The sequence below is a fragment of the Prosthecobacter sp. GW821-HT29F12 genome (genome assembly GCF_058803405.1).
The window spans coordinates 5,833,510-5,859,935 of record NZ_CM179517.1; the positions used below are offsets into that span (position 1 = coordinate 5,833,510).

At 60.5% G+C, this 26,426-nt stretch carries 21 protein-coding genes and 1 pseudogene; 9 read left to right on the forward strand and 13 right to left on the reverse strand.

The annotated features are described in order from the left end of the window. Window positions 1-32: 32 nt before the first annotated feature. Entirely contained in the window at window positions 33-743 is a 711-nt protein-coding gene (locus AC3RLQ_RS24285) for a LamG domain-containing protein (protein ID WP_493031235.1), read from the reverse strand. Between the two features lie 67 nt (window positions 744-810). On the opposite strand from AC3RLQ_RS24285, the gene AC3RLQ_RS24290 reads away from it, so the two are divergent. Further along, a complete protein-coding gene (locus tag AC3RLQ_RS24290) occupies window positions 811-1,920 on the forward strand; it encodes an alpha/beta hydrolase family protein (RefSeq protein WP_493031236.1) in 1,110 nt (369 codons plus the stop codon). Window positions 1,921-1,960: 40 nt separating this feature from the next. Here AC3RLQ_RS24290 and AC3RLQ_RS24295 read toward each other — a convergent pair whose 3' ends face one another. Then, complete coding sequence (locus AC3RLQ_RS24295; protein WP_493031237.1) at window positions 1,961-3,109, reverse strand: 6-phosphofructokinase; 1,149 nt, start codon at window positions 3,107-3,109, stop codon at window positions 1,961-1,963. Window positions 3,110-3,229: 120 nt separating this feature from the next. Between AC3RLQ_RS24295 and AC3RLQ_RS24300 the strand changes: the two genes are divergently transcribed. Both AC3RLQ_RS24300 and AC3RLQ_RS24305 read left to right on the forward strand, forming a co-directional pair. Further along, window positions 3,230-4,117 (forward strand): EamA family transporter, encoded by an 888-nt coding sequence (locus tag AC3RLQ_RS24300; protein ID WP_493031238.1) that lies wholly within the window; start codon window positions 3,230-3,232, stop codon window positions 4,115-4,117. Window positions 4,118-4,264: 147 nt separating this feature from the next. Continuing rightward, the gene (locus AC3RLQ_RS24305) at window positions 4,265-6,577 is read left to right on the forward strand and encodes a CehA/McbA family metallohydrolase (protein ID WP_493031239.1); all 2,313 of its coding nucleotides are present in this window, start codon (window positions 4,265-4,267) and stop codon (window positions 6,575-6,577) included. A gap of 184 nt (window positions 6,578-6,761) precedes the next feature. Here the strand turns inward: AC3RLQ_RS24305 and pbpC are convergent, their stop codons facing one another. Beyond that, the gene (pbpC, locus tag AC3RLQ_RS24310; protein ID WP_493031240.1) at window positions 6,762-9,017 is read right to left on the reverse strand and encodes a penicillin-binding protein 1C; all 2,256 of its coding nucleotides are present in this window, start codon (window positions 9,015-9,017) and stop codon (window positions 6,762-6,764) included. An 84-nt stretch (window positions 9,018-9,101) separates the two neighbouring features. On the opposite strand from pbpC, the gene AC3RLQ_RS24315 reads away from it, so the two are divergent. From AC3RLQ_RS24315 to AC3RLQ_RS24325, 3 genes are read left to right on the forward strand one after another with little or no spacing between them, the layout of a single operon-like run. Beyond that, entirely contained in the window at window positions 9,102-9,935 is an 834-nt protein-coding gene (locus AC3RLQ_RS24315) for a prephenate dehydratase (RefSeq protein WP_493031241.1), read from the forward strand. A 52-nt stretch (window positions 9,936-9,987) separates the two neighbouring features. Then, entirely contained in the window at window positions 9,988-10,992 is a 1,005-nt protein-coding gene (locus AC3RLQ_RS24320) for a BPSS1187 family protein (protein WP_493031242.1), read from the forward strand. A gap of 44 nt (window positions 10,993-11,036) precedes the next feature. After that, the gene (locus AC3RLQ_RS24325) at window positions 11,037-12,014 is read left to right on the forward strand and encodes a 3-keto-disaccharide hydrolase (protein ID WP_487681326.1); all 978 of its coding nucleotides are present in this window, start codon (window positions 11,037-11,039) and stop codon (window positions 12,012-12,014) included. A gap of 47 nt (window positions 12,015-12,061) precedes the next feature. Here AC3RLQ_RS24325 and AC3RLQ_RS24330 read toward each other — a convergent pair whose 3' ends face one another. Continuing rightward, window positions 12,062-12,886, reverse strand: a complete 825-nt coding sequence (locus tag AC3RLQ_RS24330) for an FHA domain-containing protein (protein WP_493031243.1) — start codon at window positions 12,884-12,886, stop codon at window positions 12,062-12,064. A gap of 473 nt (window positions 12,887-13,359) precedes the next feature. On the opposite strand from AC3RLQ_RS24330, the gene AC3RLQ_RS24335 reads away from it, so the two are divergent. Continuing rightward, complete coding sequence (locus tag AC3RLQ_RS24335) at window positions 13,360-13,800, forward strand: hypothetical protein (protein ID WP_493031244.1); 441 nt, start codon at window positions 13,360-13,362, stop codon at window positions 13,798-13,800. Window positions 13,801-13,807: 7 nt separating this feature from the next. On the opposite strand, the gene AC3RLQ_RS24340 is transcribed toward AC3RLQ_RS24335, so the two are convergent. From AC3RLQ_RS24340 to AC3RLQ_RS24365, 6 genes are read right to left on the reverse strand one after another with little or no spacing between them, the layout of a single operon-like run. Beyond that, the gene (locus tag AC3RLQ_RS24340) at window positions 13,808-14,548 is read right to left on the reverse strand and encodes a TVP38/TMEM64 family protein (RefSeq protein ID WP_493031245.1); all 741 of its coding nucleotides are present in this window, start codon (window positions 14,546-14,548) and stop codon (window positions 13,808-13,810) included. Continuing rightward, window positions 14,548-15,714, reverse strand: coding sequence for an outer membrane protein assembly factor BamB family protein (locus AC3RLQ_RS24345; protein ID WP_493031246.1), 1,167 nt, complete (start codon window positions 15,712-15,714; stop codon window positions 14,548-14,550). The genes AC3RLQ_RS24340 and AC3RLQ_RS24345 overlap by 1 nt, the downstream gene beginning before the upstream one ends. Window positions 15,715-15,736: 22 nt before the next feature. Continuing rightward, a complete protein-coding gene (locus AC3RLQ_RS24350) occupies window positions 15,737-16,846 on the reverse strand; it encodes a hypothetical protein (protein WP_493031247.1) in 1,110 nt (369 codons plus the stop codon). A gap of 60 nt (window positions 16,847-16,906) precedes the next feature. Continuing rightward, window positions 16,907-19,402, reverse strand: coding sequence for a CapA family protein (locus AC3RLQ_RS24355; protein WP_493031248.1), 2,496 nt, complete (start codon window positions 19,400-19,402; stop codon window positions 16,907-16,909). Between the two features lie 4 nt (window positions 19,403-19,406). Beyond that, window positions 19,407-20,735: an NADase-type glycan-binding domain-containing protein gene (locus AC3RLQ_RS24360; protein ID WP_493031249.1), complete on the reverse strand. Its 1,329-nt coding sequence runs from the start codon at window positions 20,733-20,735 to the stop codon at window positions 19,407-19,409. A gap of 58 nt (window positions 20,736-20,793) precedes the next feature. After that, on the reverse strand, window positions 20,794-22,113 hold the full coding sequence (locus AC3RLQ_RS24365) for an NADase-type glycan-binding domain-containing protein (RefSeq protein ID WP_493031250.1): 1,320 nt from the start codon (window positions 22,111-22,113) through the stop codon (window positions 20,794-20,796). 126 nt (window positions 22,114-22,239) lie between these two features. Here AC3RLQ_RS24365 and AC3RLQ_RS24370 point away from each other — a divergent pair, with 126 nt between their 5' ends. Both AC3RLQ_RS24370 and AC3RLQ_RS24375 read left to right on the forward strand, forming a co-directional pair. Continuing rightward, entirely contained in the window at window positions 22,240-24,099 is a 1,860-nt protein-coding gene (locus AC3RLQ_RS24370; RefSeq protein ID WP_493031251.1) for an ABC-F family ATP-binding cassette domain-containing protein, read from the forward strand. A gap of 212 nt (window positions 24,100-24,311) precedes the next feature. Continuing rightward, window positions 24,312-24,830: a L,D-transpeptidase family protein gene (locus AC3RLQ_RS24375; protein ID WP_493031252.1), complete on the forward strand. Its 519-nt coding sequence runs from the start codon at window positions 24,312-24,314 to the stop codon at window positions 24,828-24,830. Window positions 24,831-24,846: 16 nt separating this feature from the next. Here the strand turns inward: AC3RLQ_RS24375 and AC3RLQ_RS24380 are convergent. From AC3RLQ_RS24380 to AC3RLQ_RS24390, 3 genes and pseudogenes are all read right to left on the reverse strand, one after another. After that, window positions 24,847-24,951, reverse strand: a pseudogene (locus AC3RLQ_RS24380) (VOC family protein); the annotation flags it as partial. Window positions 24,952-24,968: 17 nt separating this feature from the next. Further along, window positions 24,969-25,985, reverse strand: coding sequence for an IS630 family transposase (locus AC3RLQ_RS24385; protein WP_493030878.1), 1,017 nt, complete (start codon window positions 25,983-25,985; stop codon window positions 24,969-24,971). Between the two features lies 1 nt (window position 25,986). Beyond that, window positions 25,987-26,367 carry a VOC family protein gene (locus AC3RLQ_RS24390; RefSeq protein WP_493031253.1) on the reverse strand — a complete coding sequence of 127 codons (381 nt, stop codon included), beginning with the start codon at window positions 26,365-26,367 and terminating at the stop codon, window positions 25,987-25,989. Window positions 26,368-26,426: the final 59 nt, after the last annotated feature.

Consider the following 26,426-nt stretch of genomic DNA (forward strand, 5'->3'; position numbering starts at 1 on the left):
ACGAGGACGCATGGCAAAGTCAATCCACCGCCTTATTCCGCTTTCTTCTTCCCTTTGCCCGCCGGCTTGGCGGCAGCAGCCACCTTTTCTCCGGGCTTCGGCAGCGTGGCCTTCACCTCTTCCCACGCAGGATTGAGCGTCGCTTCACTCAGTGAGAAGTTACGGAAATCCACCGATTGGCCGCTCACCGTGAATCCGGGGCTGGCTTTCTCAGTCAGGAAAAGGTCACTGGCACCCCAGGCCACGAGGTCATCCACCTTCCCCAGCATTTTATCGCCCACCATTTCCAGGCGGACCTTGTGCCAGCCTTCACCGAGTTCCGTGGGAAAACGGGCAAAGACGACCGCCTTGTCCGGCCCCTCATGGTCATTGTCATCACGCTGCACCGTCACCGTCTTCGGCGTGATGCTGATGCGCGCCATGTGGTCCTTGACGGCATTGATCGAAAGGCTCGTGCTCTTGGCCCCTGAAAACTTGAACTCATACTCAATGACAAAGTCCTTCAGCTTGTTGGGCAGGCGGGTCACCGCACCATGCTTGTCAGCCTCCAGTTCAGAGCCACGCAGCACACCGTCCACCGCCTCCCACTTGCCCTTGGCCGCTTTCCACGGAGCGCCTGCACCGTCGTTGAGCTTGTTTTCATAGATGACTTTGCCGGGGATGGCCAGCAGCGGCTTGTCCTCGCCACGTGCAGCGAATGCGGCAAGAGCGAGCGTCAGGGTGAGCAGGGAAGTGTGTTTCATGGGCCGTTGTGAACGACAGCACTGCATCCATGTTGCGCGAAAATTCCCGACCTGATAGAACCAGCGCATGCGCACGATCACGGTCTGCCTCACTCTCCTGCTCACCCACATGCAAGCCGCCGAACCCAATGCCGTCGCCGATGCCTGGCTGGCAAAAGCAAAGATCGCCCCACCCTTGCGGGTGCCCACCACACTGGAGGCCTGGCAGCAGCAGCGGACTCAGATCCGCGCGAAGTTAAACGAACTCCTCGGAGACCTCCCTCCGCGGCCACCGGTATCCGCGTTTCAAGTGATCACTCGCGAAGACAAAGGCAGCTACACTCTGGAGACGATCCAATTCGACAATGGCGCAGGCGAGACCGTGAAAGGCTATGTCTTTGTGCCGAAGACCGCCACAGCACAGAGCAAGGCTCCGGCCATCCTCTACTGCCACTGGCATGGCGGGCAGTACGACATCGGCAAACAGGAGCTCCTGCAAACGAACGCCACACCCGTCGCCGCAGGCCCCGCATTGGCAGCAGCTGGTTACGTCGTCCTCGGCATCGACGCCCCTTGTTTCGGCGAGCGCAACGGTCAGGGCCCCGACGGCCCGCAGCAGAAAGGCGGCAATGGCGAGATGACCGCCGCCAAGTTCAATCTCTGGGCCGGTCGCACTCTCTGGGGCATGATGCTGCGCGATGATCTCACCGCGCTCGATTACCTCTGCTCACGCCCGGAAGTAGACGCGCAGCGCGTCGGCGTCACCGGCATCAGCATGGGCTCCACCCGCAGCTGGTGGATCATGGCGCTGGATGACCGCCCCCGCGCCGCAGTGTGTGTAGGCTGCATGACGCGCTACGAAGAACTCATCCGCGCCGGCATGCTCAAGGCCCACGGCATTTACTACTTCGTCCCCGGCATGCTCAAACACTTCGACACCGAAGCCGTCATCGCCCTCGGCGCACCACGCCCCATGCTCTTCATGACCGGCGATCAAGACAGCGGCTCACCCACCGATGGTGTGCGTCATATCGGCGAAATCGTGAGCCAGATCTACCTTCTCAATGGCCTGAATGCGGCTGAGTTTTTTGAAAACGAGATCTACCCCGGCGTCGGTCACGTGTATCTGCCCGAGATGTGGGAGAAGACGGTGCAATGGATGGACCGCTGGGTGAAGAACGGAAATCCAGCCAAGTAGGTCAAGGCTGCGCTCAGGCGCATCTTGACCTCCATCCCTCCTACCACGAGCTCAAGTCATCATGCAGCCGCTCCATCTCACGGGAGAAGGCAGCTCGTTCCGGCATGTCAGGCTCGCCGTAAGGCACGATTTCGATGACGTTCTTGCGCAGCGCAGTGATGCCGCTGCCGCCGTCCGCCTGCTGAATGCTGTTCCATGCACAATCCGCAAAGCGTGCGGCAAGGATGCAATCCTGCGGCGTGGTGTGGCCGCCGCGCTGCAAATGACCAAGCACAGAAGGACGCACTTCAAGGTCGGGGAAGGGGGCTCCGGCACGTTGGAAATACTGCTGGAAGGCATCCATCAGCACGTAGGCGCGGTTGCGCTTCTGCGGCGGATCAAACTCCACGCCTTCCGCCACCAGCACGATGGCGTGGCCGCGTCCGCGCGTCATGGCGCCTTCGATCTTGGCCGCAAGCTTCTTCATGGCCTCCTCGTTTAGCGCTCCCGACTCCGGGGTGACGATCATCTCTGCACCCGAAGCAAGGCCGGCCATCCGCGCCAGATCTCCGCTCGCGCGGCCCATCGTTTCCAGCACCATCACGCGGCGGTGGCTGCGTGCCGTGTCAATGAAGTGATCCACCGCCCAGACGAGCGTGTTCACCGCCGTATCGACTCCCAGCGCCATGTCAGTAAATTGAAGATCGTTATCAATCGTCGCAGGAATGCCGATCACGCGCAGATCGCTTTCTTCCGCCAGCAGCCGGGCACCCGTGAGCGAGCCATCTCCCCCCACGACGACCAGCGCGCGCACGTTGAGGTTTTTGAGGAGCTTGAGGACGCTCTCTCGCACCTTCTTCTCGTGGAATTCCAGGCAGCGTGCCGATCCCAGGATGGTGCCGCCTTTGCCCATGATGCCGCTCACGCTCGCGTGGTCCATCTGGATGACGTGCAGTTGTTCGGAGATCAGGCCCGCCCGGCCCGTGTGGGTGGCGATGTCCTTTTTCAGGCGCACCAAAGCTTCAGCATCATCATTCACGGCACGTGCAGTGCGGACGAGGCCGCGGTAACCGTCTCGGATGCCGAGAACCGCGATTTTTTCACGGTTCAGGCCCAGTCGCACGATGGCACGCAGAAATGCATTCATGCCGGGCGCGTCACCACCACTGAAAAGGACGGCGACGGATTGTTCGGGAAAAGTGGCGCTCATGGGAAAAATGGAAAATGGGGGATTGTCTGCTTAGCGAGCACTTAGCGCGTGGCAAGTGGCTGCTTAAGAGCTTGAAATTCCTCGCGCTTGCTACCCTGCCTGCGCGTGTTAATGGCGGGGGTGTCCCCAGCCTTCGCCACCACGCTTTTTCCGCTCATTGCCGCCCTCCTGTATGCTTTCGGGGCGCTCGTGCTGAAACGCTCCAGCGACCTCGGCGTCGGCCTCTGGCGCACCACCTTTGTCGCAAATTTGATTGTCGCGGGGCTGTTTTCCTTCCTCTGGCTGCTCGGCGGCCCTCCGGTGGAAATAGTTGATCTGTGGCAGCCCGGCGTCATCGCCATGTGCCTCTTCATCGGCCAGCTCGCGCAGTTTCTGGCGCTGGAAAAGGGGGATGTGTCCGTCGCCGTGCCCGTGTTTGGGTTGAAAGTCATCCTTGTCGCCTTCTTCACCCCCTTGCTCATTGGTGAGGCCGTCGGGGTGAAACTGTGGATCGCCGCCTTTCTCAGCGTCCTGGGCATCACCTTCCTCAACCGCAAGGATGCCGGCCAGCCGCCGCGTCACTTGTTCATCACCTTCGTCGCCGGTGGCATCGGTGCGGTGGCCTTCGCCATCTTCGATGTGCTCGTGCAAAAGTGGGGCCCCTACTGGGGAGTCGGCCGCCTGCTGCCCTGCATTTTCTGGATCAATGCCCTGCTCTCCTTCGGCCTCATCTTCCGGTTTTCAGCCCCCCTCAGCGCCATCCGCATCCAGGTCTGGCCATGGCTCGTGGGAGGGGCGGCTCTGCTCGGCACTCAGAGCATCATTTTCGTCAGCACCCTCGCCGTCTTTGGCAAGGCCACCTCGGCCAACATCGTCTACGCCTCACGCGGCCTTCTCAGCGTCGCCCTCGTTTGGATGATTGGCCACTGGTTCATGAACGCCGAACAGCACCTCGGCCCCAAAGTCATGCGCTGGCGTCTGGCCGGCGCCCTCCTCATGATGAGCGCCATCGTACTGGTGGTGGTGTAAAAAGTCGCGTAAGCGTCCTCGGTGTGCGGCGCTTCAGCGCCGCTTTCGAACGTCCCATCATTTGCGCAAAACTCCAGGGGCTTGAGTTGTCCCAAACACCTCTATCGCGTTTGGAAGCCCGTATCCCCAGCGAACGTTTGAGTCCCCATGAAAATGCCGATTCTGCTCTGTCTGTGTGTCGCCATCATGACTTCGGGCCACGCCGCCGAAGTCGAACCCCAGCCCTTCTTCACCGCCACTCAGCGCCTCATCGACGCAGCAGCCTTTCTCGGCTCACCCTTCAGTGCCGAAGAACTCACCACGCTGCACGCCTGCATCAAGACTCACGACGCAGCCTCCGTCGCCAAGGCGCAAGCCGTCCTCGATGCACACGCCTTGTTCCTCGTCACCATCACTCCCGAACAGCGCGTGAAGGTCGAGCGCGGCCCGGCCAAAGCCCTCCTCGATGAATCCGGCTGGCGGCAGTACCTCGTGCGCGTGGAGAATGAAGCCGGCGTCACCGCCAGGCTCGCCGCCTCCAGTCCGCAGGCCAAAGAGGTCTATGTGAAAGGCTCCCCGCCCGTGGCACCACATGCCCAGCCCCGCGATCCCGGGCCGCCACCGCTCTCCTCACGCTGGCTTGCCCTGCAAATGCATGAGTCACCCCCGTTGCAGCCCACGCTCAGCGGACTCGGCGTCGAATACCGCATCATCCAGCTCTACGCCAGCGAGGCAGGCAAACGCGAAGCCGTCTTCAGTTTCGACACCGGCCAGGGCACGCAGGATCTCGGCTTCCGCGCTGAAACGAGCGTCCTCTTTGACTGCCTGCCCGCACGCGAAGTGGCGCTGAACATCACCGATGAAAATGGTAAACCCTGCATCGCCGAACTGCTCATCAAAGACCACGCAGGACGCATCTACCCCAGTCAGATCAAACGCCTCGCCCCAGACTTCTTCTTCCACCCGCAGATCTATCGCGGCGATGGCGAAGTGCTAAAACTCCCCGATGGCGACTACGACATCACCTTCCGTCGCGGCCCGGAATCCGTGCCCGAGCAGCGCAAAGTGAAGATCGCAGGCAAGAACACCTCGCTAAAATTTCAGGTCCAGCGCTGGATCGATCCCAGCAAGCTCGGTTGGTGGAGTGGCGATCACCACATCCACGCCGCAGGCTGTGCCCACTACTCCGTGCCGACCATGGGCGTGCATGCGCCCGACATGGCGCGGCACTGCATGGGCGAAGATTTGAAAATCGGCGCAAACCTCACCTGGGGCCCCTGCTTCGATTACCAAAAGCAGTTCTTCACCGGCACCGAGGACAAGGAATCCAAGTTCCCCTTCCTGCTGCGTTACGATGTCGAGGTCAGCGGCTTTGGCAGCCACAAAAGCGGCCACCTTTGCCTGCTCAAGCTCAAGGAGCAGATGTATCCCGGCGGCGACAGCACCGCCCACTGGCCCACGCTTTGCCTGAACACTTTGAAGTGGGCCAAAAAACAGGGCGCCCTCTGCGGCCCCGCGCACAGCGGCTGGGGACTGCAACCGCTTGCTGAAAATGATCCTGCGCGAAAGCAGAACTACAAACTCGGCATCCCCAGCGCCACCGACGAACTGCCGAACTACATCATCCCGCCCTTCAACGGCATCGGTGCCAACGAATACATCGTCGATGTCACGCACATGGTGGAAGGGCCCGCTGGCAAACCGGTGCCTGCCGTCGATTTCCTCTCCATGGTGGACACGCCGCACACTTGGGAGCTGAACATCTGGTATCACACCCTCAATGCCGGCTTCCGCACCCGCATCAGCGGCGAGACCGATTTCCCCTGCATCTACGGTGAGCGCGTCGGCCTCGGCCGTTCCTACGTCAAGCTCGACGGTCGCCTCAGCTACGATGCCTGGTGCGAAGGCATCCGCGCCGGCCGCGCCTATGTCAGCGATGGCAAGAGCCACCTCATGGACTTCAAGGCCAACGATCAGGAACTCGGCGTGAACGGCAGCGAACTCAAGCTCGCCAAGCCCGCCACCATCAAGCTCACTGCCAAAATCGCCGCCCGTCTGGATGACGATCTGCATCCCGAAATTCAATCCGCGCCCGTCGACCAAAAACCCTTCTGGGATCTCGAGCGCGCCCGCCGTGGCGCCTCGCACAACGTGCCCGTCGAAGTCATCGTGAACGGCATCTCCGTCGCCCAGAAAAACATCACCGCAGATGGCGTCACCCGGGAAATGAGCTTCGACGTGCCCGTCACCCACAGCTGCTGGGTCGCCCTGCGCATCCGCGCCAGCTCCCACACCAATCCCATCTTCGTCATCGTCGCCAACAAACCCATCCGCGAAGAGCGCAGCCTCGAGTGGTGCCTCAAAAGCGTCGATCAATGCTGGTCCCAAAAAGAATCCCTCATCGATCCCAAGGAACACACAGATGCCGTCGCCGCCTATGAGCACGCACGTCAGGTCTATCGCGAGCGGCTGGCGGAGTGATCGGTCAGGTTTTGACGGGTGGTTGTTTGTCCCAGCGTCTGATTTGATCCCGAAGGGATCACAGCCGGTAGCCAGGGGTCGCAGACCCCTGGAAAGCTCATCCAGCTTACGCTTCCTAAAGGTCGCATGCCGTAGGTATGCCAGCGCCGCCCACATGCAGCCACGCGCTCGCACGAAGGAAAACCTACTCCTCCCTTACAATCACAAAAGTCCTCGCACTCAACCCGCTCGCCTCATCCCTCACCTCAATCTCATGCCTCCCCGGCTTGAGTATCGCAAACGTGTGAGCACCCTCACTGCGCAGCTCCAGCGTCTTGCAACTCCACCGCGCCTGACTCGTCCCCGCCGCTTGCAGCAGCAGTCGGCTGCCACTGTTGCGAATGTCGGGATCAAGAATCACCACCGTGCCGGGAATCGGATTCGTGATCCGCAGCACCGGCCTGTCCTCATTCTCCGCCGTCGTGACCAAATCCCCCAGCCAGTTCGCGCTGCTGCCAATCCACCCGGCATAGTCACGCGGCAGAATTGCCCGGCCCCGCGCATCATAATCACCCGCCTGCGCCACAGCGGGGAGCTTGCCGCCGATGAAAAACTCCTCGCGACTCACCCGCGCAGGCGGCGTCTGCGGCGTCAATCGTTTCCCCGTGCGCGGGTCAATGCGCGCACGCACAATGTCCTTCGGCGTCGCAAACCACGTGGCCGGATGCTTCTCATGCAGGTGCAGCATCACATCGCGGAAGATCGGCCCGGCACCCGTGACGCCGCTCACATCCTGCATCGGCGTGTTGTCGAAATTACCCACCCAAACACCCACCGTAAACTCAGGCGTGTATCCCAGTGTCCAGTTGTCGCGAAAGGTGGAACTCGTCCCGGTTTTCACGGCACACTTGAACGGCAGCCTCAGCACCGACCAGCTCCCAAACGCCATCTCCCGCGCCTGATTGTCACTGAGAATATCAGCAATCAGCCAGCTTTCATTCTCTCCCAAAAGCCGCCGCTCTTCAGCAGCTCGATCATCCTGCAACAGCGTCCACGCTTTGAACCGCCCCAGTCTCCCGAGACACGCATACGCATTCGCAAGCTCCACAAGGCGCACCGAGGCATTCCCAATCGTGAGGCCTAGCCCATAGTGCGCGGCGTCCTCGGTGAGTGTGCTCATGCCGAGTTCCCTCAGTTTCGGCAGCAGCGTCTCAGCTCCGCCGATGGAATCCAACACACGCACCGCAGAGATGTTGAGCGAATTGCCGAGCGCGTAGCGATACGTCATCGGCCCATAGCTGCGCAGCGAGAAATTCTCAGGGCGATACGTGCCCGACGCAGTGCCAAACTCCACCGGCAGATCCGCCACAATGCTCGCCGGCGTAGCCCCACGCTCAAAGGCGAGCAGGTACGTAAACGGCTTCATCGCCGATCCCGGCGAATGCGCTGCCCACGCCCCATTGAGTTGCCCACCGTCCTTTGCAAAAAAATCCCGCGACCCCGCCAGCGCCAGCACCGCACCCGTGGCATTCTCAATCACCACCACCGCCGCATGCGTCACATGGCGGCCTTTCAGCGACTCCAGCCTCTGTGCGATGATCGTCTCCACCTGCTGCTGCAGCGTGGCATTCAGCGTCGTGCGAATCGTTTCTCCATGTCTTCCTCCACGCAGCATCTCCACCGCATGCGGTGCCTCGAACCCACCGCTGAAACGGTGCAGCACGATCTTCTGATCCAATGCCACACGATGCTGCTCGTCATCCAGCCAGTGCAGTTCATGCATCTTGTCCAAAATTCGGCGCTGACGCGGCAGCACTCCCTCCAGATTGCGAAACGGATTCAGCCGTGCCGGGGACTGCGGCAGCGCCGCCAGCAGCGCACACTCCGCAGGCGTGAGATCACCCAGCGGTTTGTGAAAATAGCCTGACGCAGCCGTGGCGGCCCCGGTCATGAGATTGCCAAACGAAACCCGGTTCGCATAGGCTGCCAGCACCTCCTCGCGGCTCCAGCACATCGCCAGCCGGCGCGCACGCAGCGCTTCAGCGAGCTTCACCCCCAGCGTTCGTTTGCTCGATTGCGGCGTGGTGTTCTTGATCAGTTGCTGATGAATCGTCGAAGCACCGGAAACAATGTGTCCGCTGCGTGCATTGTCCCACGCCGCGCGCATGACCGCCAGGAGGTCCACGCCACCATGGGAGAAGAAGCGTTTGTCCTCCGCAACCAGCAGCGCATGCACCAGCGCAGGCGGAATCTCAGCGTATTTTACCGGCGGTGCAGAGCGCGTTCCGTTCTCATTCAGCAGATGCCGCAGCGGTGTGCCATCACGCGCGAGATAGAGCGTGGAAGCTGGCGGCGGCTTAAGCAGCGCCTCCGGCAATGGCAGCAGCCATGGCAGCCCCCACCATCCGCCTGCCGCCAGCACGAGCAGGGTGATGAGAATGATTTTCCAGCGGCGCAGCATGCGAAAAGGAACGCGAGGCGCACGATTAAATCCAGCGCGGTGTTCTTGACCGTGGGCGTCTGCGGCGGAGCATGCACGGCCCGCATGAATCCGCCGCCAACCATCGCCTGCCTCGGTCCCGAGGGGAGTTTCTCGCATCTGATCACGCAGATGCGTTTTCCCGGCCTGGCGGTCAGCCTGCGGGACAATGTGGGGGATGTGTTCGAATTCCTCGCCACGAATCCAGACGCCCTGGGCATCGTGCCCATCGAAAACTCCTCCGGAGGTTTCATCATCGACACCGTGGACCGTCTGGTGGACACCCGCAGCACCTTGTCCATTCTCGAAGAACTCACGCTGGATGTGAAGCTCGCGCTGCTCGGCAGGGCAGGGGAGCCCATCACCTCCATCCATTCCCACGCCATGCCGTTTTATCACGGCGATGACTGGCTCAAGGCCAACTATCCCGACGTAAAGCGCGTGGTGGAGCCCAGCACCGCGAAAGCCGCCGAAAAAGCCGTCGCCACACCGGGAGCCGCCGCCATCGGCCCACGCCAAAACGCCGAGCGCCATGGCCTGCAGATCCTGCATTTCCCCATTGCAGGCGAGGTGCCAAACATCACGCAGTTCTATCTCATCGGGCACGTGGCCAACACACCCGGGCTCGAGCACAACCGCACCGCGCTCATCGTCGAGCTCCCGGACCGCCCCGGCAGCCTGTGCCGTTTCCTCACGCCACTCAGTGAGAACGACATCAACATGAAGCGTCTCGAATCACGCCCCATCCGCGGCCAGCCGAACAAGTACCGCTTCTACATCGAAATCGAAGGCTCCACCGCCGATCCCCGCGTGCAGAAAGCCCTCAATCAAACACGTGCCGATGGCGCGACGATCCGCAGCGTGGGCTCCTACTCCGCCGACCTCCGCTTCGAATCCTGAAGTAACCGGGCCATTCCTGGCCCGTCTGGAGTCACAGCCACCCACCAACCTTATGAAACACATCCTCCCCTGCCTGCTGGCCTTGTCCATCAGCCTCAATGCCGCTCCCACCATCTCCAAACGCGCCAGCGAAATCGACCCGCGCGCCAAGGAGCATCCGGAAATCGATTTCGTCTTCACTGACAAAAAGGGAAAGCCGCAGGACCTCCAAAACGCGAGTGTCGATGTGAAGGTCAAGCCACAGGGCAAGCTCGTCATCTGGCTCATGGGCTACAGCGCTCCGTTGTTCGAGCGCCTCAACAGCTACGGCCTCCACGCCATTCAGGTGCATTACGCCAACAAGTGGTTCGGTCTCATCCCACCGGCGCGGCTGAATGACGGCAAGACCCTGGGCGACATCCGTCTCGAAGCCTCCATCGGTGAGGATCACAGCGACCTCGTCAGCATCCCACAGCCAGACGGCATGATGGAGCGCTCGTTTCAATTCGTGAAGTGGCTGTCCAAGGAGCATCCCGAAGGCAAATGGGGCCAGTTCATCAGCGAAGACGGCAAAGGCCTGCGTTGGGACAAAGTGATCGTCTCCGGTGCATCCCACGGCGCCACGACTTCCGCCCGCTTCGCCAAGCATCAGAAGGTGGACCGCGTGGTCTGCTTCTGCGGTCCGCGTGACAATTATGAAACCTGGCAGTCGCTGCCCTCCGCGACGCCCGCCAACCGCATCTTCGGCTTCAGCCACGTTCTCGATGGTGGCTGGTCCGCCGATCACTACTGCCGCTCCTGGGAGATGATGGGATTGAATCAGTTCGGACCCATTGTGGATGTGGACATCAGCGCTCCTCCGTTTCAAAACACCCGCCGACTCATCACCAACGCCGATGTGAAAGGCGACGACAAACGCGCCCACAGCTCCGTGACCCCCGGTGGCGCGGCGGTGAAAGACAAGGATGGCAAATTCATCCACGAAGCCGTCTGGCAGTATCTCTTCAATCACCCGGTCGATAAAACCGGCTCCCCAACACCCGCCGATCCCGACTGTGTGAAGGATCAGCGCAAATAATCCCGTTAATTCACGCCCAACTCAATCCTCCAACCCGCTCTCCTATGCTGCTCTCGCTTCGTCCCCTCTCCATCGCCGCCGTGTTCAGTCTCGGCACTCTTCTGAATGCTGCTGACAATCCTTTCATCGGCCGCTGGGCGCTCACCATCCCTGGAGGCGGCGCAGGCTGGCTCGGCGTGGAGTCCAAAGACGGCGCTCTCAGCTCCAGCGTGCTCTGGGGTGGCGGCAGCGTGGTGCCCACCGCCAGCACCAAGGTCGAGGGCGACACCCTGATCGTGACCCGCGAGCAGAAGAACAAGGAAGGCAAACTGGCTGCCATCGAAACGATCACTGCGAAAGCCGAGGGCGAAGTTTTGAAGCTCACCACCTCCAAGAAAAATGCGGAAGGCAAGGAGATCGGCAAGGCCCAGGAATTCGCCGGCAAGCGCATCGCTGACGTGCCACCGGCACCGGATCTCTCCAAGGTGAAATATGGCGCCCCCATCCAGCTCCTGAACGGCAAAGACCTCACCGGCTGGCGTCTGCTCAAAGAAGGCGTCGATAACGGCTGGAGCGTCGTCGATGGCATCCTGCAAAATCGCGTGGTGAAGGCCAAGGACAAGCACTTCGGCAATCTGCGCACCGACGCTGAATTTGAAGACTTCAATCTCAAGACCGAAGTGCGCACCCAGGAAGGCAGCAACAGCGGCATCTACCTCCGCGGCATCTATGAAGTGCAGGTCATGGAAAGCTTTGGCCAGCCTCTTGATTCACACCACATGGGCGCGCTCTACAGCCGCATCACCCCAAGCGTCGCCGCTGAGAAGCCCATTGGCGAATGGCAGACCCTCGACATCACCCTCGTGGACCGCCACCTCACCGTGATCCTCAATGGCAAGACCATCATCGACAACGCCCCCGTGCTCGGCTGCACCGGTGGTGCCATGACCAGCGATGAATTCAAGCCCGGCCCGATCTACCTCCAGGGAGATCACACCAACGTGGACTACCGCAACATGGTCCTCACCCCGGTGGTGAAGTAACTCGATTGCCCGCTTTCGTGGGTGTGGGACGAATCAAAAAATTCGTTTCACACCCCCAGGCGTTCTTTCACGGTCTTGATGGCCTTGTGCCGGTTGTCCACGGCCAGCTTTTTGAAGATGTGCTCGTTGTGCCGGTTCACCGTGTGCAGCGTCACATCGAGAATCTGCGCGATTTCAGGGTTGTTCTTGCCCTCGCACACCCAGTGCATCACTTCAGCCTCACGCTCCGTGAGTCCGAGGCTCTGCAGCCGTTCGATGGAAACCTGCAGTGATTCCACTCGGCCCAGCAGATAAAAACGGTTGTCCCTGCAACGTGCCAGCGAGAGCACGATGCGGTGCCCCTCCTGCTCCATTTCCAGCGGAGGAAAGATGTTCTCACTTTCGTCGGCCAGTTGCTGCAGCCATTGGCGGACGGTTGGAGGCAGAAAATAATGCGGGGCGCCGGGAGCACGCTCCAAAGTTTTGCCAAAAAACCAGTGGGCCGCTTTGTCACCTTCAAGGATTTCTCCCTGTTCCGTGACAATCAGGAGCTCGCATGCAGCCGAGGATAGCGGCGCATCGCTCATGGTCTGAGGCGCAAGCTCCGTGGTCTTGCCCATGATGGAGCTGTGATGCGGCGCAGGCTGTGACGAGTTGGAGAAAATGAGCCGTTGATTGGCGATGCGGATTTCATCTCCGTTCTTGAGCCGGCGCGCACAGGTGATGCGCAGGCCATTGACGATGACGCCATTGCGACTGCCCAGGTCATTGATCCACCAGTCGTCATTCAAATTCATCAGCACCGCGTGGCGTCGTGAAGCCTGCACATTGCTGATGGGAATGTCGTTGTCCGAACGACGGCCAATGAAGCAGGGGCCCTGGAGTGTGTACACGCCTCCACTCCACTTCAATAAGGCTGGTTGGTCCTTCATCCCGGCATTCACTGGCATGCAGGATTTTGCGCAGGAGCGTGCGATGTGCAACGCGGGTGAAAAAAAGTTACGTATTGGCAGGTCTGCCAATAGCGCGTTTTTCGGTTCGGTTCGATGCGTGTGCTCGCTCACCCCTGCACTCATGAAAACCGCTGTTTTGGAACCCACCCGGACACGCTCGTCGAGAGCGTGTTCTGCATCTGACGGTGCTGCCAAAAGAATTCCCTGCGCCTCCAGCGTGACCAGCACGCAGCGCCCGTTTTGCATGCTCTGCGTCCATTGCCCGAAGTGCCTGGAGAATCCGCACACGGTCAGTTGTGACCTCTGCGCCGGATGCCGCGCATGCTCCATGCACGGCCGGGGCTGTTGAGTTTGGGAGAGTTTGTGTCAGAATGTAGGTGGGAGGTTCGTTTTAAATAACAACCATCAAACCTATGAACACGATCCCTGCACCTCAACGAGGACAGGCGGCCTCGTTTCAGCAAGCCGCCACCGCTCACAACGCCGAAGCGCGTTTCGTCACCCGCAATCTCCACCGCGTCTGGCAGTTCCGACGCATGAAGGCCACCGTCCTCCGGCCTTTCCGTCAGGCCCTGCGCCCTCTGCTCGTCTGGCTCCGTCAGGAGCACATTTTTGTGGAAAGCGGCCAGCATGGCTCCCCTCCCGTCGGGCTCCATCTAAAGCAGTTTGGCTGGGAAACCATCGCGCTGAGCATCATCCTAGGCCCGCTCGCCTTCATCATGCTGCTGCCAATGCTCATCGTCATCTTCCCCGTCGCTGTGCTCATCGGCTGTGGTGCTGTCGCGGCCTCGGCCCTTCAAGCCGACGCTGAGGATGCGGAACATCACACCCTGAGCTGGCACGCCATGCATTGAGCCTGCGTCAGCCGTTCGTCTTCTGCTTCTTCATCACTCGATACACCAGCCATGCGGCGATGTTGATCACCGCCATGGCAGCGAGGAGTTGTGTGAGCGTCGTCGCAAGGCTGCCTTTGCCCAATCCGCTGCCCACGAGGCTGAAGGCCACGTTCAGCGGCAGATAACCCAGCAGCGTGCCCAGCAGAAAACGCGTGTGTTTCACCGGCGTCATGCCCAGCAGCACATTCAAGACCAGACCAGGCACCATCAGCTGCCGCACCCAGAACACCCGCAATACGGAGGGCTTTTTCAGCAATTTCTTGAGCCACGGCCATTTTTCCGCCCGCGATTCAACCGCTCTGCGGAACCCATGCCGGGATAAGACAAAGGCTCCATATGAACCCAAAGTCGATGCGACAAGGGAGAGCACCAGCCCTTCACCAAAGCCAAACACCAGCCCGGCGGCGGCACACAACGGCAGACGCGGTACACCCAGCATCACGGTTCCGGCACACGCGATCATGAAGATCGCATGCGCCCCCCAGCCAAACTGGCGCACCATCTCCTTCCAGGTCTGCACATTCGTGATCCACGACTTCAGACCTGTGAAATGCGCCAGCGCCATGAACGCAGCCACCAGCAGCACCGCAAACAGCACTTGGCGCGTCTCCTTCCCCAGCGCACGCGAGGTCTCCTGCTCCACCTCGCTCGTGATGGAGACATCCAGCTCTTCAGGCTCTGCGGCAGGCTCGTCCTTGGTCGCCATTATTGCAGCTTCCAAAGTTTCGCGTCACTACGCACGTAAATCGCCCCACCGGAAACCGCGGGCGTCGTGAGCACAGTTTCCTTCAGCTCAATCTCCTTCAAGACCTTGCCGTCAGGTGCTTCGGGATCAATCACCTGAAAAATACCACGCTCATTCACGATGTAGATGCGCTTGCCAGCCGCCACAGGCGATCCGCTGAAAGGGCCCTTCATGCGCAGCTTCCAGGCTTCATCGCCATTCTTGATATTCGCTTTGATCAGCACGCCCGCGCCATTCACCACATAGATGGAGTCGCCCAGCACCAGCGGGCTTGCCGTGCCCGGGTTCAGCTTCTCATTGCGCCACAGCTGCGTCACCGAACCCTTCTCAGGTGCCAGCGCCGTGATGCCATGAGACACCGCATAAATCGTTTCGCCTGAGCCCACGCTCGAAGGGATCGTGCTCGCCCCGTCGTTGTAATCCCACACCGTCTTTCCCGTCGCCGGTTCCACCGCCAGGATGCCCTTGCTCGACTGCAGGGCCACCGTGTTCTTCCACATCGTCGCGCTCGTCCAGTTCGCCGCCTTCGGCCGTTCCAGCTTCCACTTGTTGCGGCCCGTCGCCACATCCAGGCCCGCTGCGAAGGACTCGCTGTCATTCTCGCTCTGCACCACCAGCGTCCCATCCATCACCACTGGCGACTGCGACATCCCCAGGCTGTTGCTCGCATTCGCATAATCAAACGTCAGCCCGCGCAGCCACAGCAGGTTGCCATCGAGATCAAAGGCGAACAGGTCGTTCGAAGAAAACAGCGCAAACACCCGGTCCCCATCACTGCACGGCGTGTTCGCCGCCACGCACGTCTTGTTGTGCGTCATCGTCCGCCCCGTGCTGCGCATCGCACGCTCCCAGCGCTTCGTGCCATCCGCCGCGTTGAAGCAGAACACATGCAGCGTCTCCTGCCCCGGCCCGCTCGAGCACGTCACAAACACACGGTCTCCCACGACGATCGGTGCCGAAAGCCCGCGCCCCGGCAGATCCGCCGTCCACGCCACCTTCAGGTCATCCCCCGGCGCCTTGGCCTCGGTGGAAACCGCTGTGGCATTCGGCCCGCGAAATTGCAGCCAGTCCGCACGCACCACGCCCGTTGCCAGGCACATCATCAAACACATCGAAATCGTCTTCATGGTCATTATCGAGGTTAAAAAATCACTTCGCAGCCAGGATCGCCGTGCCCGTCGCATCACACACACGCAGCTGGAATTCCCACTCCACCGTCCACTGCTCCGTTTGCTCGTTCTGGCAGCACTTCACCAGGATCGTGTTCTTCCCCTTCTTGAGCTGACACGGCAGCTTGTACTGGTCCAGCTTCGCACCGCGGTGGTACTCATCACGTGCAAACAGCAGCTCGCCGTTCAGCCACACCTTCCAGCCGTCCTTGCAGCCGATGCGGATCTCCGCCGGGCGGTCTTCCGTGCTGAAAAAATCCGTCGCCGCATAGCCCACCACGCTCTTCTCCATCCCGAAAGGCTTGTTGAAGTCGATCTTGCCGTACTCATCCGTGCTGGTGAAGTCCACCCACTTCGCCTCCTTCGTCTTGCCTTCATAGACCGCATCAAACTTCAGCTCCTTCTCCGGCGGATACACCGTGTCGAACCCGGCACGATCCGCATTGCTGAACGGCGCGATCATCTTCCAGCTCATTAGAAAACCAAAATGCTTCGGCAGGTCCACCTTCTGGTCCAGGGCGCGCAGCTTCTTCGCCAGCACCTTGATCTGGTCCTCATCCCGCGCTCCGCCCAATCCCTTGCCATAGGCCACGATCGCCGCTGCGTTGTCTTTCTTCTCCAGCGCCGCGTCACCAGCCTCGATCAGCTTCGCCACCGGATGCCGCCGCAGGTCCGAGCTCGGATCCTCCAACAGCGTCGGCGTCAGTTCTTCCGCCAGCTTCTCATCCGCCCGGTGGATCAGATCAAACGCCACCACCCGCGCTCCGGGGCTGTTTTGGGTGTTCTTCAAAAACGTCACCAGCGCCGCCACCGGCAGTTTCTTCGCCTTCAGCGCCTCATCCGCGATCACACCCACCGCCGCACGCAGCCAGTTTTCCGCCAGCGGATTCGCCCCGTTCATGCCCTTCAGCACCTCCGGCAGCGTTGCCGCATCCGCCTTCACGATCCCCTGCCACGCCTTGCCCGCCGCCTCATTTCCCTGGCCTTCTTTCCCCACCGCTCGCAGAGCTTCGATGGGTTTCGACAAATCCTCCGCCGCCTGCAAAGACACAGCGGAGAGGGCAAATAAAGAGATGAGGCTCAATTTCATAGGCAGACGGTCAAGCTTTCACAAAGAACGCCCCTCGCCAAGCCGGAGTTTCGTCACATATCATTCTGCCGGGAGCGCACGCACCTCGATCAGGCGCATTCTCACCGCCCGGCAGGTTTTTGCGTCCAGCGTCACCTCCAGCACCGCCCCCCGGTCCCACTCCGCATCCGGTCCGGGGCCGTCGAAAACAGTATTGCCCAGAGAAAAGGCCACGCTGCCCGCATACGTGTGCTCCAGCGGCTGCAGCGCATGCGGACCGCTGCCCGCGATAAGATGCACCCCGCCTTGCATGAGCTTCACCGCCATCTCGCGCTGCCGCGCTGTCGGCGTCTTCCGGTGTTCTCTTCCCCAGTGCGGCAGCGCGATGACATAATCCGCCTTCACGTTCAGCTCCGGCACTTCGGCATCTTCCCGCGAATCATCAAAAGCCACCACCGCGATGCGCTTGCCCTTCACCTCAAAGATCTTCACCTGCGAACTGATGGGAACAATCCCTTCAGCCTGCAAAGCCGTTCGCGTCGCCATTTGCCCCTCCGGGCCCAAATCCATCGCATGGTTGTTTTCCACGCTTACACCATCCACCCCAGCTTCACGCAGCAAGCCCACACACTTCAGCGGCGCGATCAGTTGCAGACGATCTCGCGGCCGCACCGTGCCGATCACGCATTCCAGATTTCCCAGCGCCAGATCCGCCCGCTTTAAAATCGGGGCCACATCTTTCAGCGGATCCGCATGATCAGCGACACTGCGTCCCAACATTAAATCTCCGCAAATCGTGATGCGTATCACCTCCTCCGGCTCCCTCATCGTCATCAGCACCGGTTCAGCCCGTTTTTGTCGCAGCTTCCCAAACGAAAGAATTTCCGGCAGCCCCTCCAGTTGATGCACGCACAAGTCCGCGTCGTCCAGCTTCCCCACTGGCGGACGGTCCTCCCACAACGCCGCCAGATGCGACCCAAAATGCAGCAGCAGCGGCGTCTCTCGTGAATCGCAGCGCGTCAGAAACGGTTTCACATCATTCGGACTGCCCCACGGCAGCAGCCACCCCTCCGCCCGCAGCGCTGCAGTGATGAAGTTCGCACAGTCCGCCCCATATCGGGCCTCCGCTCCTGTCTGCGTGCCGCGCACCAGCAGGCGTGAATCAAACACATACGGCAGCCCAAACTGTCGGCTCCACTCCGCCCGCACACCCGTCGTCCCCGCTTTGCTCAGGCGCACGATCTCTGCGGGCGTGCGCGTGCTTTCACCATCGCGGATGATCTCCGCATAAATCTCAAACGTGCCGTAATCGGCACCTCGCGTGAGCCGTTCCAGCGTCAGACTTCCCAATGCAGGGCCTTCCGCCAAAAGCCGCCGCTTCCGCCACATCCAGCGCGGTGCCCGTACGGCAAACCCCAGATTCGTATCACTGATCCGGTAGCTGGCGTCCGCCGCTTCCAAGGCCCACCAGCGCACCCTCGACCCCGTCGGCGGCGGCACCAGTTCCAGGCTGGCCTTGGGATTAAACTCCAGCTCCCACGTGCCATTCGTCATCCTCAGCCTTCCCGGGACTTCAATCCGGTGCTGAAACGGCGCTCCCGCCCACTCCGCCAGCAGTTCCTGCGCTTGCGGATCCCGCCAGTGTTGCATCAGCACACTGCGCAGTTCTGGTCCCGCCTTCGCCACATCAAACGTCGGCAATCTTTTCCCCTGCCTCTCCAGCAGCCGCGCCATCAGCGAGCGATCCGGCCCCGTCTTCGCAAACGGATCAAAGTGCACCTCTGCATTCGGGATCCGCCACGCCGCATCCAGCGCCAGCGTCGTCAGCCGCTCCGCCTGCGCTGCATCTCGCAGATATGGCGACGAAATCGCAAAGCTCAGGCCGCGCAGCGCACGCATGCCCAGCAGCAGATCCATGATGCCTTCCATCTGCGGTGCCAGCTCAGCATCCGCACTCTTCGCGAAATAATCGAGATCCACGCTCGCCACCACCGGCTTCGATTCCTGCCAGGTTTGCGCCTCACGCGCAAAGCCTTCGAGACTCAGCACCCGATACTGCGGCCCCAGCGCTCCCGCCTCCCTCGGCAGCGCCTCCTCATGCGCATCCAGATACTCACGCGCCTCCGTTTCCTGCGCCACCCGTTCCGCCTCGGTCAATCGCGCCGCAGGAATCCAGATCACCTCCGCAATCGGCGCCGGCATCAGCGGTTCGATCCAGTTGTAGCACTGGACCTTCCCCGTCCGCCGCCACTCCGCCAGCATCTCCGCACGCTGCTTCACCGTCGGCCCGCGTCGGATCGCCTTGCGGATCTCATCCGAGTTCGCCATCCCGTTCGCATCACAATGCGCATCAATCAAAACCAGCGTATGCGCCTCCCTCAGCGGCAGCGTCTCCACCAGATGGTAGAACGCACCAGCATGTGATTCTTCAATGTGAACCGGCAGCGTTTGAGCTGAGGCGTACGCCGTGAAGAAGAGCCATGTGGAAACCTGAATTTTTTCCCACAGAGTTTGGAAGGCCGCAGAGTTTCTAACACGGTGCGTTCCCGCCGTTCCAACTCTACGAGGTGAGAACATGAGATTAGCGGTTTGGTTGAATGCGGGGGGCCTTCTCCAGTGGAACCGACAAAATAATCTCGGATATGGCGGTGTCTTTGTAGGTGTTGCCCGGCCTTATGGCCGTGATTTCCAGTCTGACGGTTTTGACCGGTTGAGATGACTTTGGCAGATCGATCCAAAAGTATTCTACCTCCAATGGCTCGTCCGGTAGCTCCACATGGAATGGCTCACCTCCATTGACACTCACTGCCAGTCCTCGAACACGGTTGTTGGCCAGGTAGAGATCCTTGTTTTTCATGAACCCGTTAACTATGCCTATCCGGCGCGCTTTGAAGGGTTTGTCGAGCGCCAGGGTCAGGTGCTCGCCAATCCCATCTCCTTCTGCCCCCTCAACCCATGCGGTGCTGCGGTTTAGGTCTTTGACTGCCGTTGGCGGATGCTCGTTACCGTCGGCCTCTTTGAGCCACGAGCTCGCTTTGGCCGTGAACTGCTGACTGCGCATTTCCCAGGACGCCCCAACGATCCTGTCGCCTTTCCATTCTCCCCCTTTGGCGACATAGGTGACCTGCGATCTTTCCTCCTCGTTGCCTGTTTCAACATTCTCGGACTGCGCAAACAGGTGGCCTCCCATGGAAATGACCAGATCGTCCTCCAGGCTTGGCTCCAGATCCGTGAAGCTCCACTTCCAGGCTCCATTGGAGCGGGTAAATCGCTTGGGATGGTTTAAACTGACGTTCCCGGCGTCGACTGTCATAGGATTAATGATCACGACGCCTTGCTTGATTGCTCCCGCCCATAAGCCCGCAGCCGAAAAAAGATAAGATAAGGTGGCGTGGCTTCCTGCCTCCGTGGACGTCCGAAAATACTCGTTGCGATATGAGACGCTGACTTTTCGTGTCTGACCTTCAGCAAATGGAATCTTCATCACTTGCCATGAGGTTAGGTTCAGCGCCGTCCGGCCGTCCGGCTTGCCACTCAATCGAATGTCGTCTGGCAGCAATTGTGTCTTCAAAGGCTTGTCGTCAGCCGTGATCGCGAAGTTGGTTAGCGCGACCGGAGGCCGGGTCTTCCGTGCTTCCTCGGACATGTAATATGAGCCCGATGTTGCTGCTGGAAATCCGCATTCCACCGTCACTTTCTTGCCTGGGTTATGCAGCACATACTCGATGCGAATGTCGGCGTATTCGATGTGCAGATCGATTTCCAGCCGCTCCGTCAGCATCTCCACCTGCTCCACGCCAATCGGCTGAAAAGCCGACGTTGAAACGACACCTTTTGAATAACCTCCCCCGTTGGCGAAGACGCGCGAAACCGCTAGCAGGCCTAAAAAAGCGAAATGAAGAGTCTTCATGAAAGGATAAAATGTGCAGGCGAGAATCCGCTTGTGGCAAAGGCGGTCCGCCACGCCTTCATCGCGCAGGCTGGATCCTGGGCGTTTTGTTCAGTGGCACCAGCAGTTCCACACTCGAGATGGCCGTGTCTCTGTAAGTGGTGCCAGGATAGATCGCTGCGATTTCCAGTTTGACGGTTTTCACCAGCTCAGAGCTTGCAGGCAGGTCAAACCAGAAACGTTCCTCCTGCAAAAACTCATCCGGAATCTCCACATTGAAAGGCTTGCCATCATTGACGCTGACCTTGAGCATCATCACGCGGTTGTTGGCCTCATAGAGTTCACGGGACCTGGCGAAACCGTTCACAATTCTCACGCGGCCTACCTTGGCGGGTTTTTTCAATGTCAGTGTGATGAACTCACCCACCCCGTCGCTGGGATGGCCTTCCACCCAGGCTGAACTTCTTAGCCAGCTCACCACATTTTCAGGCTTGTGTTCGGTCCCATCCGCTTCCTTCAGGAAGGACGAGGCTGTGGCGGTAAATCCTGCCCTCATCATCCATCGTGCATTCTTGTGGGAGCCGTCTTTCCACTCGCCACCCTCAGCGAGGTAGCCGCCGTTATACCCATGCTCATCCAGGTGCGTTTGAATGACAAGATCATCCTCCAGCGTGGGTTCAAAATCGGCAAACGACCACTTCCATGTGCCCTTCTCTCCCACATAACGTTTGGGATGGTTGAACCGCACCTTCGCCGGATCCACGGACGTCGCATTGACGATCACCGTGCCCTGCTTGATCGGCCCCGCCCACAGTGCAGCGGCGGAGAACGCATACGTCAGGCTGGGGGCCGTCCGAGTCCAGTCCTCAGAAACGGAATGAAATGAGATGTGATACGGGTTTCGGTAGCTCACCTGGATGTGCCGCGTCTGACCTTCTGCAAAAGGGATCTTCACCACATGCCAGGATGCAATCTTGCGCACGCTGAAACCCGGAATGTCAGCCTCGTCTTCAGTCACCTTCGCCGCGATTGCCTTCCCATCTGCGAGCAGGGAAAACTCCTCAAGTGCCTGCGGCTTGCGCGGCTTGGCGCTCTCTCCTGGGGCCAAAGGATGCATCGGTGTCAAATACCCTCCAGAATTGTCAAAGACAGCTGGAAACCCGCATTCCACCGTCACCTTCTTCCCCGGATTGTGCAGCACGTATTCGATGCGGATGTCCGCGTACTCGATGTGAAGATCAATTTCAAGCCGCTCAGACAGCATCTCCACTTGCTCCACGCCGATTGGCTGAAAAGCCGACGTCGAAACGACGCCCTTCGAATACCCACCCCCATTGGCATGCATCGCAGTCGTGACAACCAGCAGGCCGAAACCCAGGGTAAAAAGGAATCTCATCATGGATGGGGATAATACCCGCCGACCCGCTTTGCCAAGCACGCATTTTGCCTGCCGACACTCTACCCCCCCCGCCTGCGCCCTCGACACTGGCCATTTCATCGCCACAGTGCGCGCCCCCTTTCCCTCATGCTCTCCGTTTCCAATGTCAGCAAAACCTACGCCGGCCGCACTTTGTTCAGCCAGGTGTCGTTTCACATCAACCGTGGCGAAAAAATCGGCCTGATCGGCCCCAATGGCGCCGGCAAATCCACCCTCTTCTCCCTGCTGCTGCGCGACACCGTCCCGGACGATGGCCAGGTCGTCATGGAGCGCGGCATCACCTTCGGCTTCCTGCCGCAGGAAAGCGCCCCCATTGAAGACGTCACCGTGCTTGAGCTCGCCACCGGTCATGTGGACGAACATCAGCGCTGGGAAATCGAGCCCAAGGCCAAGCGCATCCTCAGCGGCCTCGCCTTCCGCGAGTCCGACTTCGAGCGCAATGCCCGCACCCTCAGCGGCGGCTGGGTCATGCGTGCTCACCTAGCCCGTCTTCTCGTCCAGGAGCCCGATCTCCTCCTGCTCGACGAACCGACGAACCACCTCGACCTCGAATCCCTCATCTGGTTCCAAAATTACCTCCAGAGCTATCCGGGCGCCATCCTCATGATTTCGCATGACCGCGAATTCCTCAATGCCCTCTGCGACAGCATCCTCGAAGTCGCCCACAGCAAGATCACCCGCTACACCGGCAATTACGACGACTACACCCGCGAAAAAGCCGCCCGCATGGAGCAGCTCCAGGGCGCCTATGACAATCAGCAGCGCGAGCTCGCCAAGATGCAGGCCTGGGTCGATAAGTTCAAAGCCAAGGCCAACTTCGCCTCCCGTGCGCAGGACAAGGCCAAGATGATCGACCGCATCGAAAAAGTCGATGCACCCGTGGCCGATGCCAAGACCGTCAAGTTCCGCTTCCCGCAGCCACTGCGCAGCGGCCAGCGCGTCATCCGCATCAAGGATGTCGATTTCGCCTACGGCACTCAGCCCGTTTACACCGGTCTCGATCTCGAGATCGAACGCGGCCAGCGCACCGTGCTCGTCGGCCCCAACGGCGCCGGCAAATCCACTCTTCTCAAACTCCTAGCCGGAGCCCTCAAACCTCAGGCCGGCACCTACGAGCTCGGCCACAACGTCAAGCTCGGCTACTTCGCCCAGTATCGCGGCGATGTCCTCAACATGCGCCACACCGTGCTCCAGTCCGCCATGGACCTGCCAAGCCGTCCCGGTGAAAACATGTGCCGCACACTCCTAGGCTCCTTCCTCTTTCACGGAGACGACGTTTTCAAGCCCGTCGGCGTTCTCAGCGGGGGTGAAAAATCACGCCTCGTGCTCGTGCGCCTCCTGCTCGATCCACCAAACTTCCTCCTCATGGACGAGCCCACCACCCATCTCGACATGGGCAGCATCGACGCCCTCATCGGCGCGCTCGATCAATACGAAGGCACCCTCGTCTTCATCAGCCATGACGTGCACTTCATCCGTCAGATGGCCAAGCACGTCCTGCACGTCAGCGCCGGCGTCATCACCCCCTACGCCGGCGACTACCAGTACTACCTCGACAAGTCCAAGGCCGGCTCCGCCCGCGAGGCTCTCACCGCAACTCTGCACAACGCCCAGCCCACTTCTTACAACAGCGCTCCCGCACCGAAAGAGGCCAAGAGCAAGCAGCAGCGCCGTGCCGAGGCCGATGCCCGCAATGCCTACAGCAAGGCCAAGAAGGAACTCGATCTGCGCATCTTCAAAATCGAGCAGGAGCTCGCCACCCTCGACAAGCGCAAGCACGAGATCGTCAACCTCCTCCAGGAAGAAGCCACCTATGCAGACGCCGCCCAGTTCCGCGTCCTCAGCGCCGAACTCGAAGCCGTCGAAACCAAGATCCCCAAATTCACCACCGAGTGGGAAAAAGCCACGGAGGAGCTGGAAAAACTGGTCCCCGTCGACACAAAGTAGCCATGCACAACACGCGCCCCCCGCAAAATCGGTTGCCAGCACAAGGGGGCTGTGTTTTACCCGACGGGGTGAACTTGTCATCCCACGCACTGTGTCTTCGGCTTGGTCTGCTGCTGCTATCATTCAGCCTGATCGCCTGCTCAGATCAAAGTGTAGCTTACATCCGTCGCCCGATTCCCGGTGGAGCTGGCTACTGGGTTGAGCGGATCGTTGTGAAAAAGAAACAGCCTCCGCCACGGGATCGGAAAGCATCGCGACTTCAATCCCTCGCCTATGAGGAGGGCCAGTGGCAGGGCGATTCCATGGTGGGTCCTCCGCGCATGGTCATCCGTTTGGGTGAGCAAAAAGTTTACTTCTACAAGGCCGGCCAGCTCGCAGGCATCTCGCCGATTTCCTCCGGTCGTGAAGGCATGGCCACCAGAGCAGGCAATTTCGCCATCCTTGAGAAGGACATCGATCACAAATCTTCCTTGTTCGGCGATTACATCAGCCGGGACGGCACCGTCTTGAAGCGTGAGATCGACGTCCGCAAAGACCCCCGCCCGCCTGGCGCCTTGTTTGACGCCGCCAAAATGCCCTACTTCATGCGCATCACCGGGGCCACCGGCATGCACGAAGGCTATCTCCCCGGCTACCCCGCTTCCCACGGCTGCATCCGTCTCCCTCACCGCATGGCGGAGATTTTCTACCGCGAGTCCTCAGTGGGCACGCCCGTAAAGATTGTGCCTTGAGGCCCGCTCCAAAGGACTACTCTCCACAGATCACCGCCTCAATGCGGTACCCATCCGGATCCACCACGAACGCTGCAAAGTAACCCGGCCCATATTCCGCGTGCAGTCCCGCGCCGCCGTTATAGCAAATCGCAAAACTCATTTCCGGATCGAGCAGATGGAGGCGGTCTGAGAGGCCGATGACATGAAGTGGTTGAGAGCGTGGCAGAGACGGTCTTCGAGCTCCGCGCCGCTGCGTGCGATCCAGTCGGCAAAGAAGTCGGCCTTCAGGCGCAGCCACAGCCGCTCAATAGGGTTGAAGTCCGGGCTGTAAGGCGGCAGGAACAGTGCTTCGAAGTGGTGCCAGTTGAGCGTTTTGACCTTGTGCCAGGAGGCGTTGTCGAGCACCAGCACCCGGCGCAGATCCGGTTTCGCTGGCACGCTGCGCGCCAGTTCGTCAAGCCAGCACTGGAAGACAGCGCCATCGACGCCATCAAACATGAGGCTGAAGAACTCGCCGCTCTGCGGACAGACTGCCCCTACGACGCTGCGGCGGATATGCTTGCCGAGATGCGGCACCTTGGGCTTGCTGCCCGGCTGCACCCACCGGCGTCTTGGCCGGGGATCGCCATCCACGCCGCACTCGTCACCGAACCAAAGCTCGACCTGTGGGTCTGCGGCCAGTGTGGCGATCTGCGTGCGGAAGCTCTGGCGCTGCGCCTCACGCTCGGGTTCATCCAGCAGGGGCAGCGGCCAGGGACGCGGCACGCGCAGGTGAAAGTCCAGGTCATGGAGATAGCGCACCACGGTGCTGTAGCTCAGCTCGGCCTGGAGCCGCCCGAGCAGCCAGCCGTGGACCTTCACGCCGGTCCAGTGCTCCATGGCCGCCTGGGCGGGGTCTTTGAGCACGGGCACCAGCACCTCTTCGAGCCGTTGCAGGGCGATCTTGCGTCTTCTGCCTCCCGTGGGTTTGCTGATGAGCGCGTCGATGCCTCCATGGTTGTATTTGATGATCCAGAGCCGAACCATGCGCTCGCTGCGGCAGAAGGTTTCGCAGACATCCACACGGTCCATGCCTCGCAGCAGGCAGCGCATGGCGGCCAGCCTGATATAGCTGCGCTTGTTGGGCGCGGCCTCCATCGCCGCCTGGAGTTGCTCCAGCGTGGCGTTGTCCACATCAGGTCTGAGTTCTTGCGCTCTCAACAACCATCCTCAAAGCACTGCCGCACGTTTTGTACAGCACTTTTTGCTCCGCTATCCGGAAATCGGTTTTGGAAATCGCTATATCCCTGCCGCCATGCACTAGCGCAGCCTCGTAAAACGCATTCACTGCCTCCCGCGTCGGCGCGGCGAAGGCCACATGAAACCCATCCCCCGGCACGCATGCATTCTCAGGCCTTAGCTTCAGCGCAAACACATCCTTCCCCGGTTCCGTTCCATACCCCACAAACGTCTTATCCTCCCATACCCGCCCGTACCCCAGCGGTGCCAGCACGGCATCATAGAAGGCCCCGGAGCGTGCGATGTCCGTGACGGCGAAGGAGAGGTGATGAAGCATGGCATTTCCTGATGCAGTTCGCTGAGCGCAGGAATGCGCAGGAATGCGCAGAACGCGCA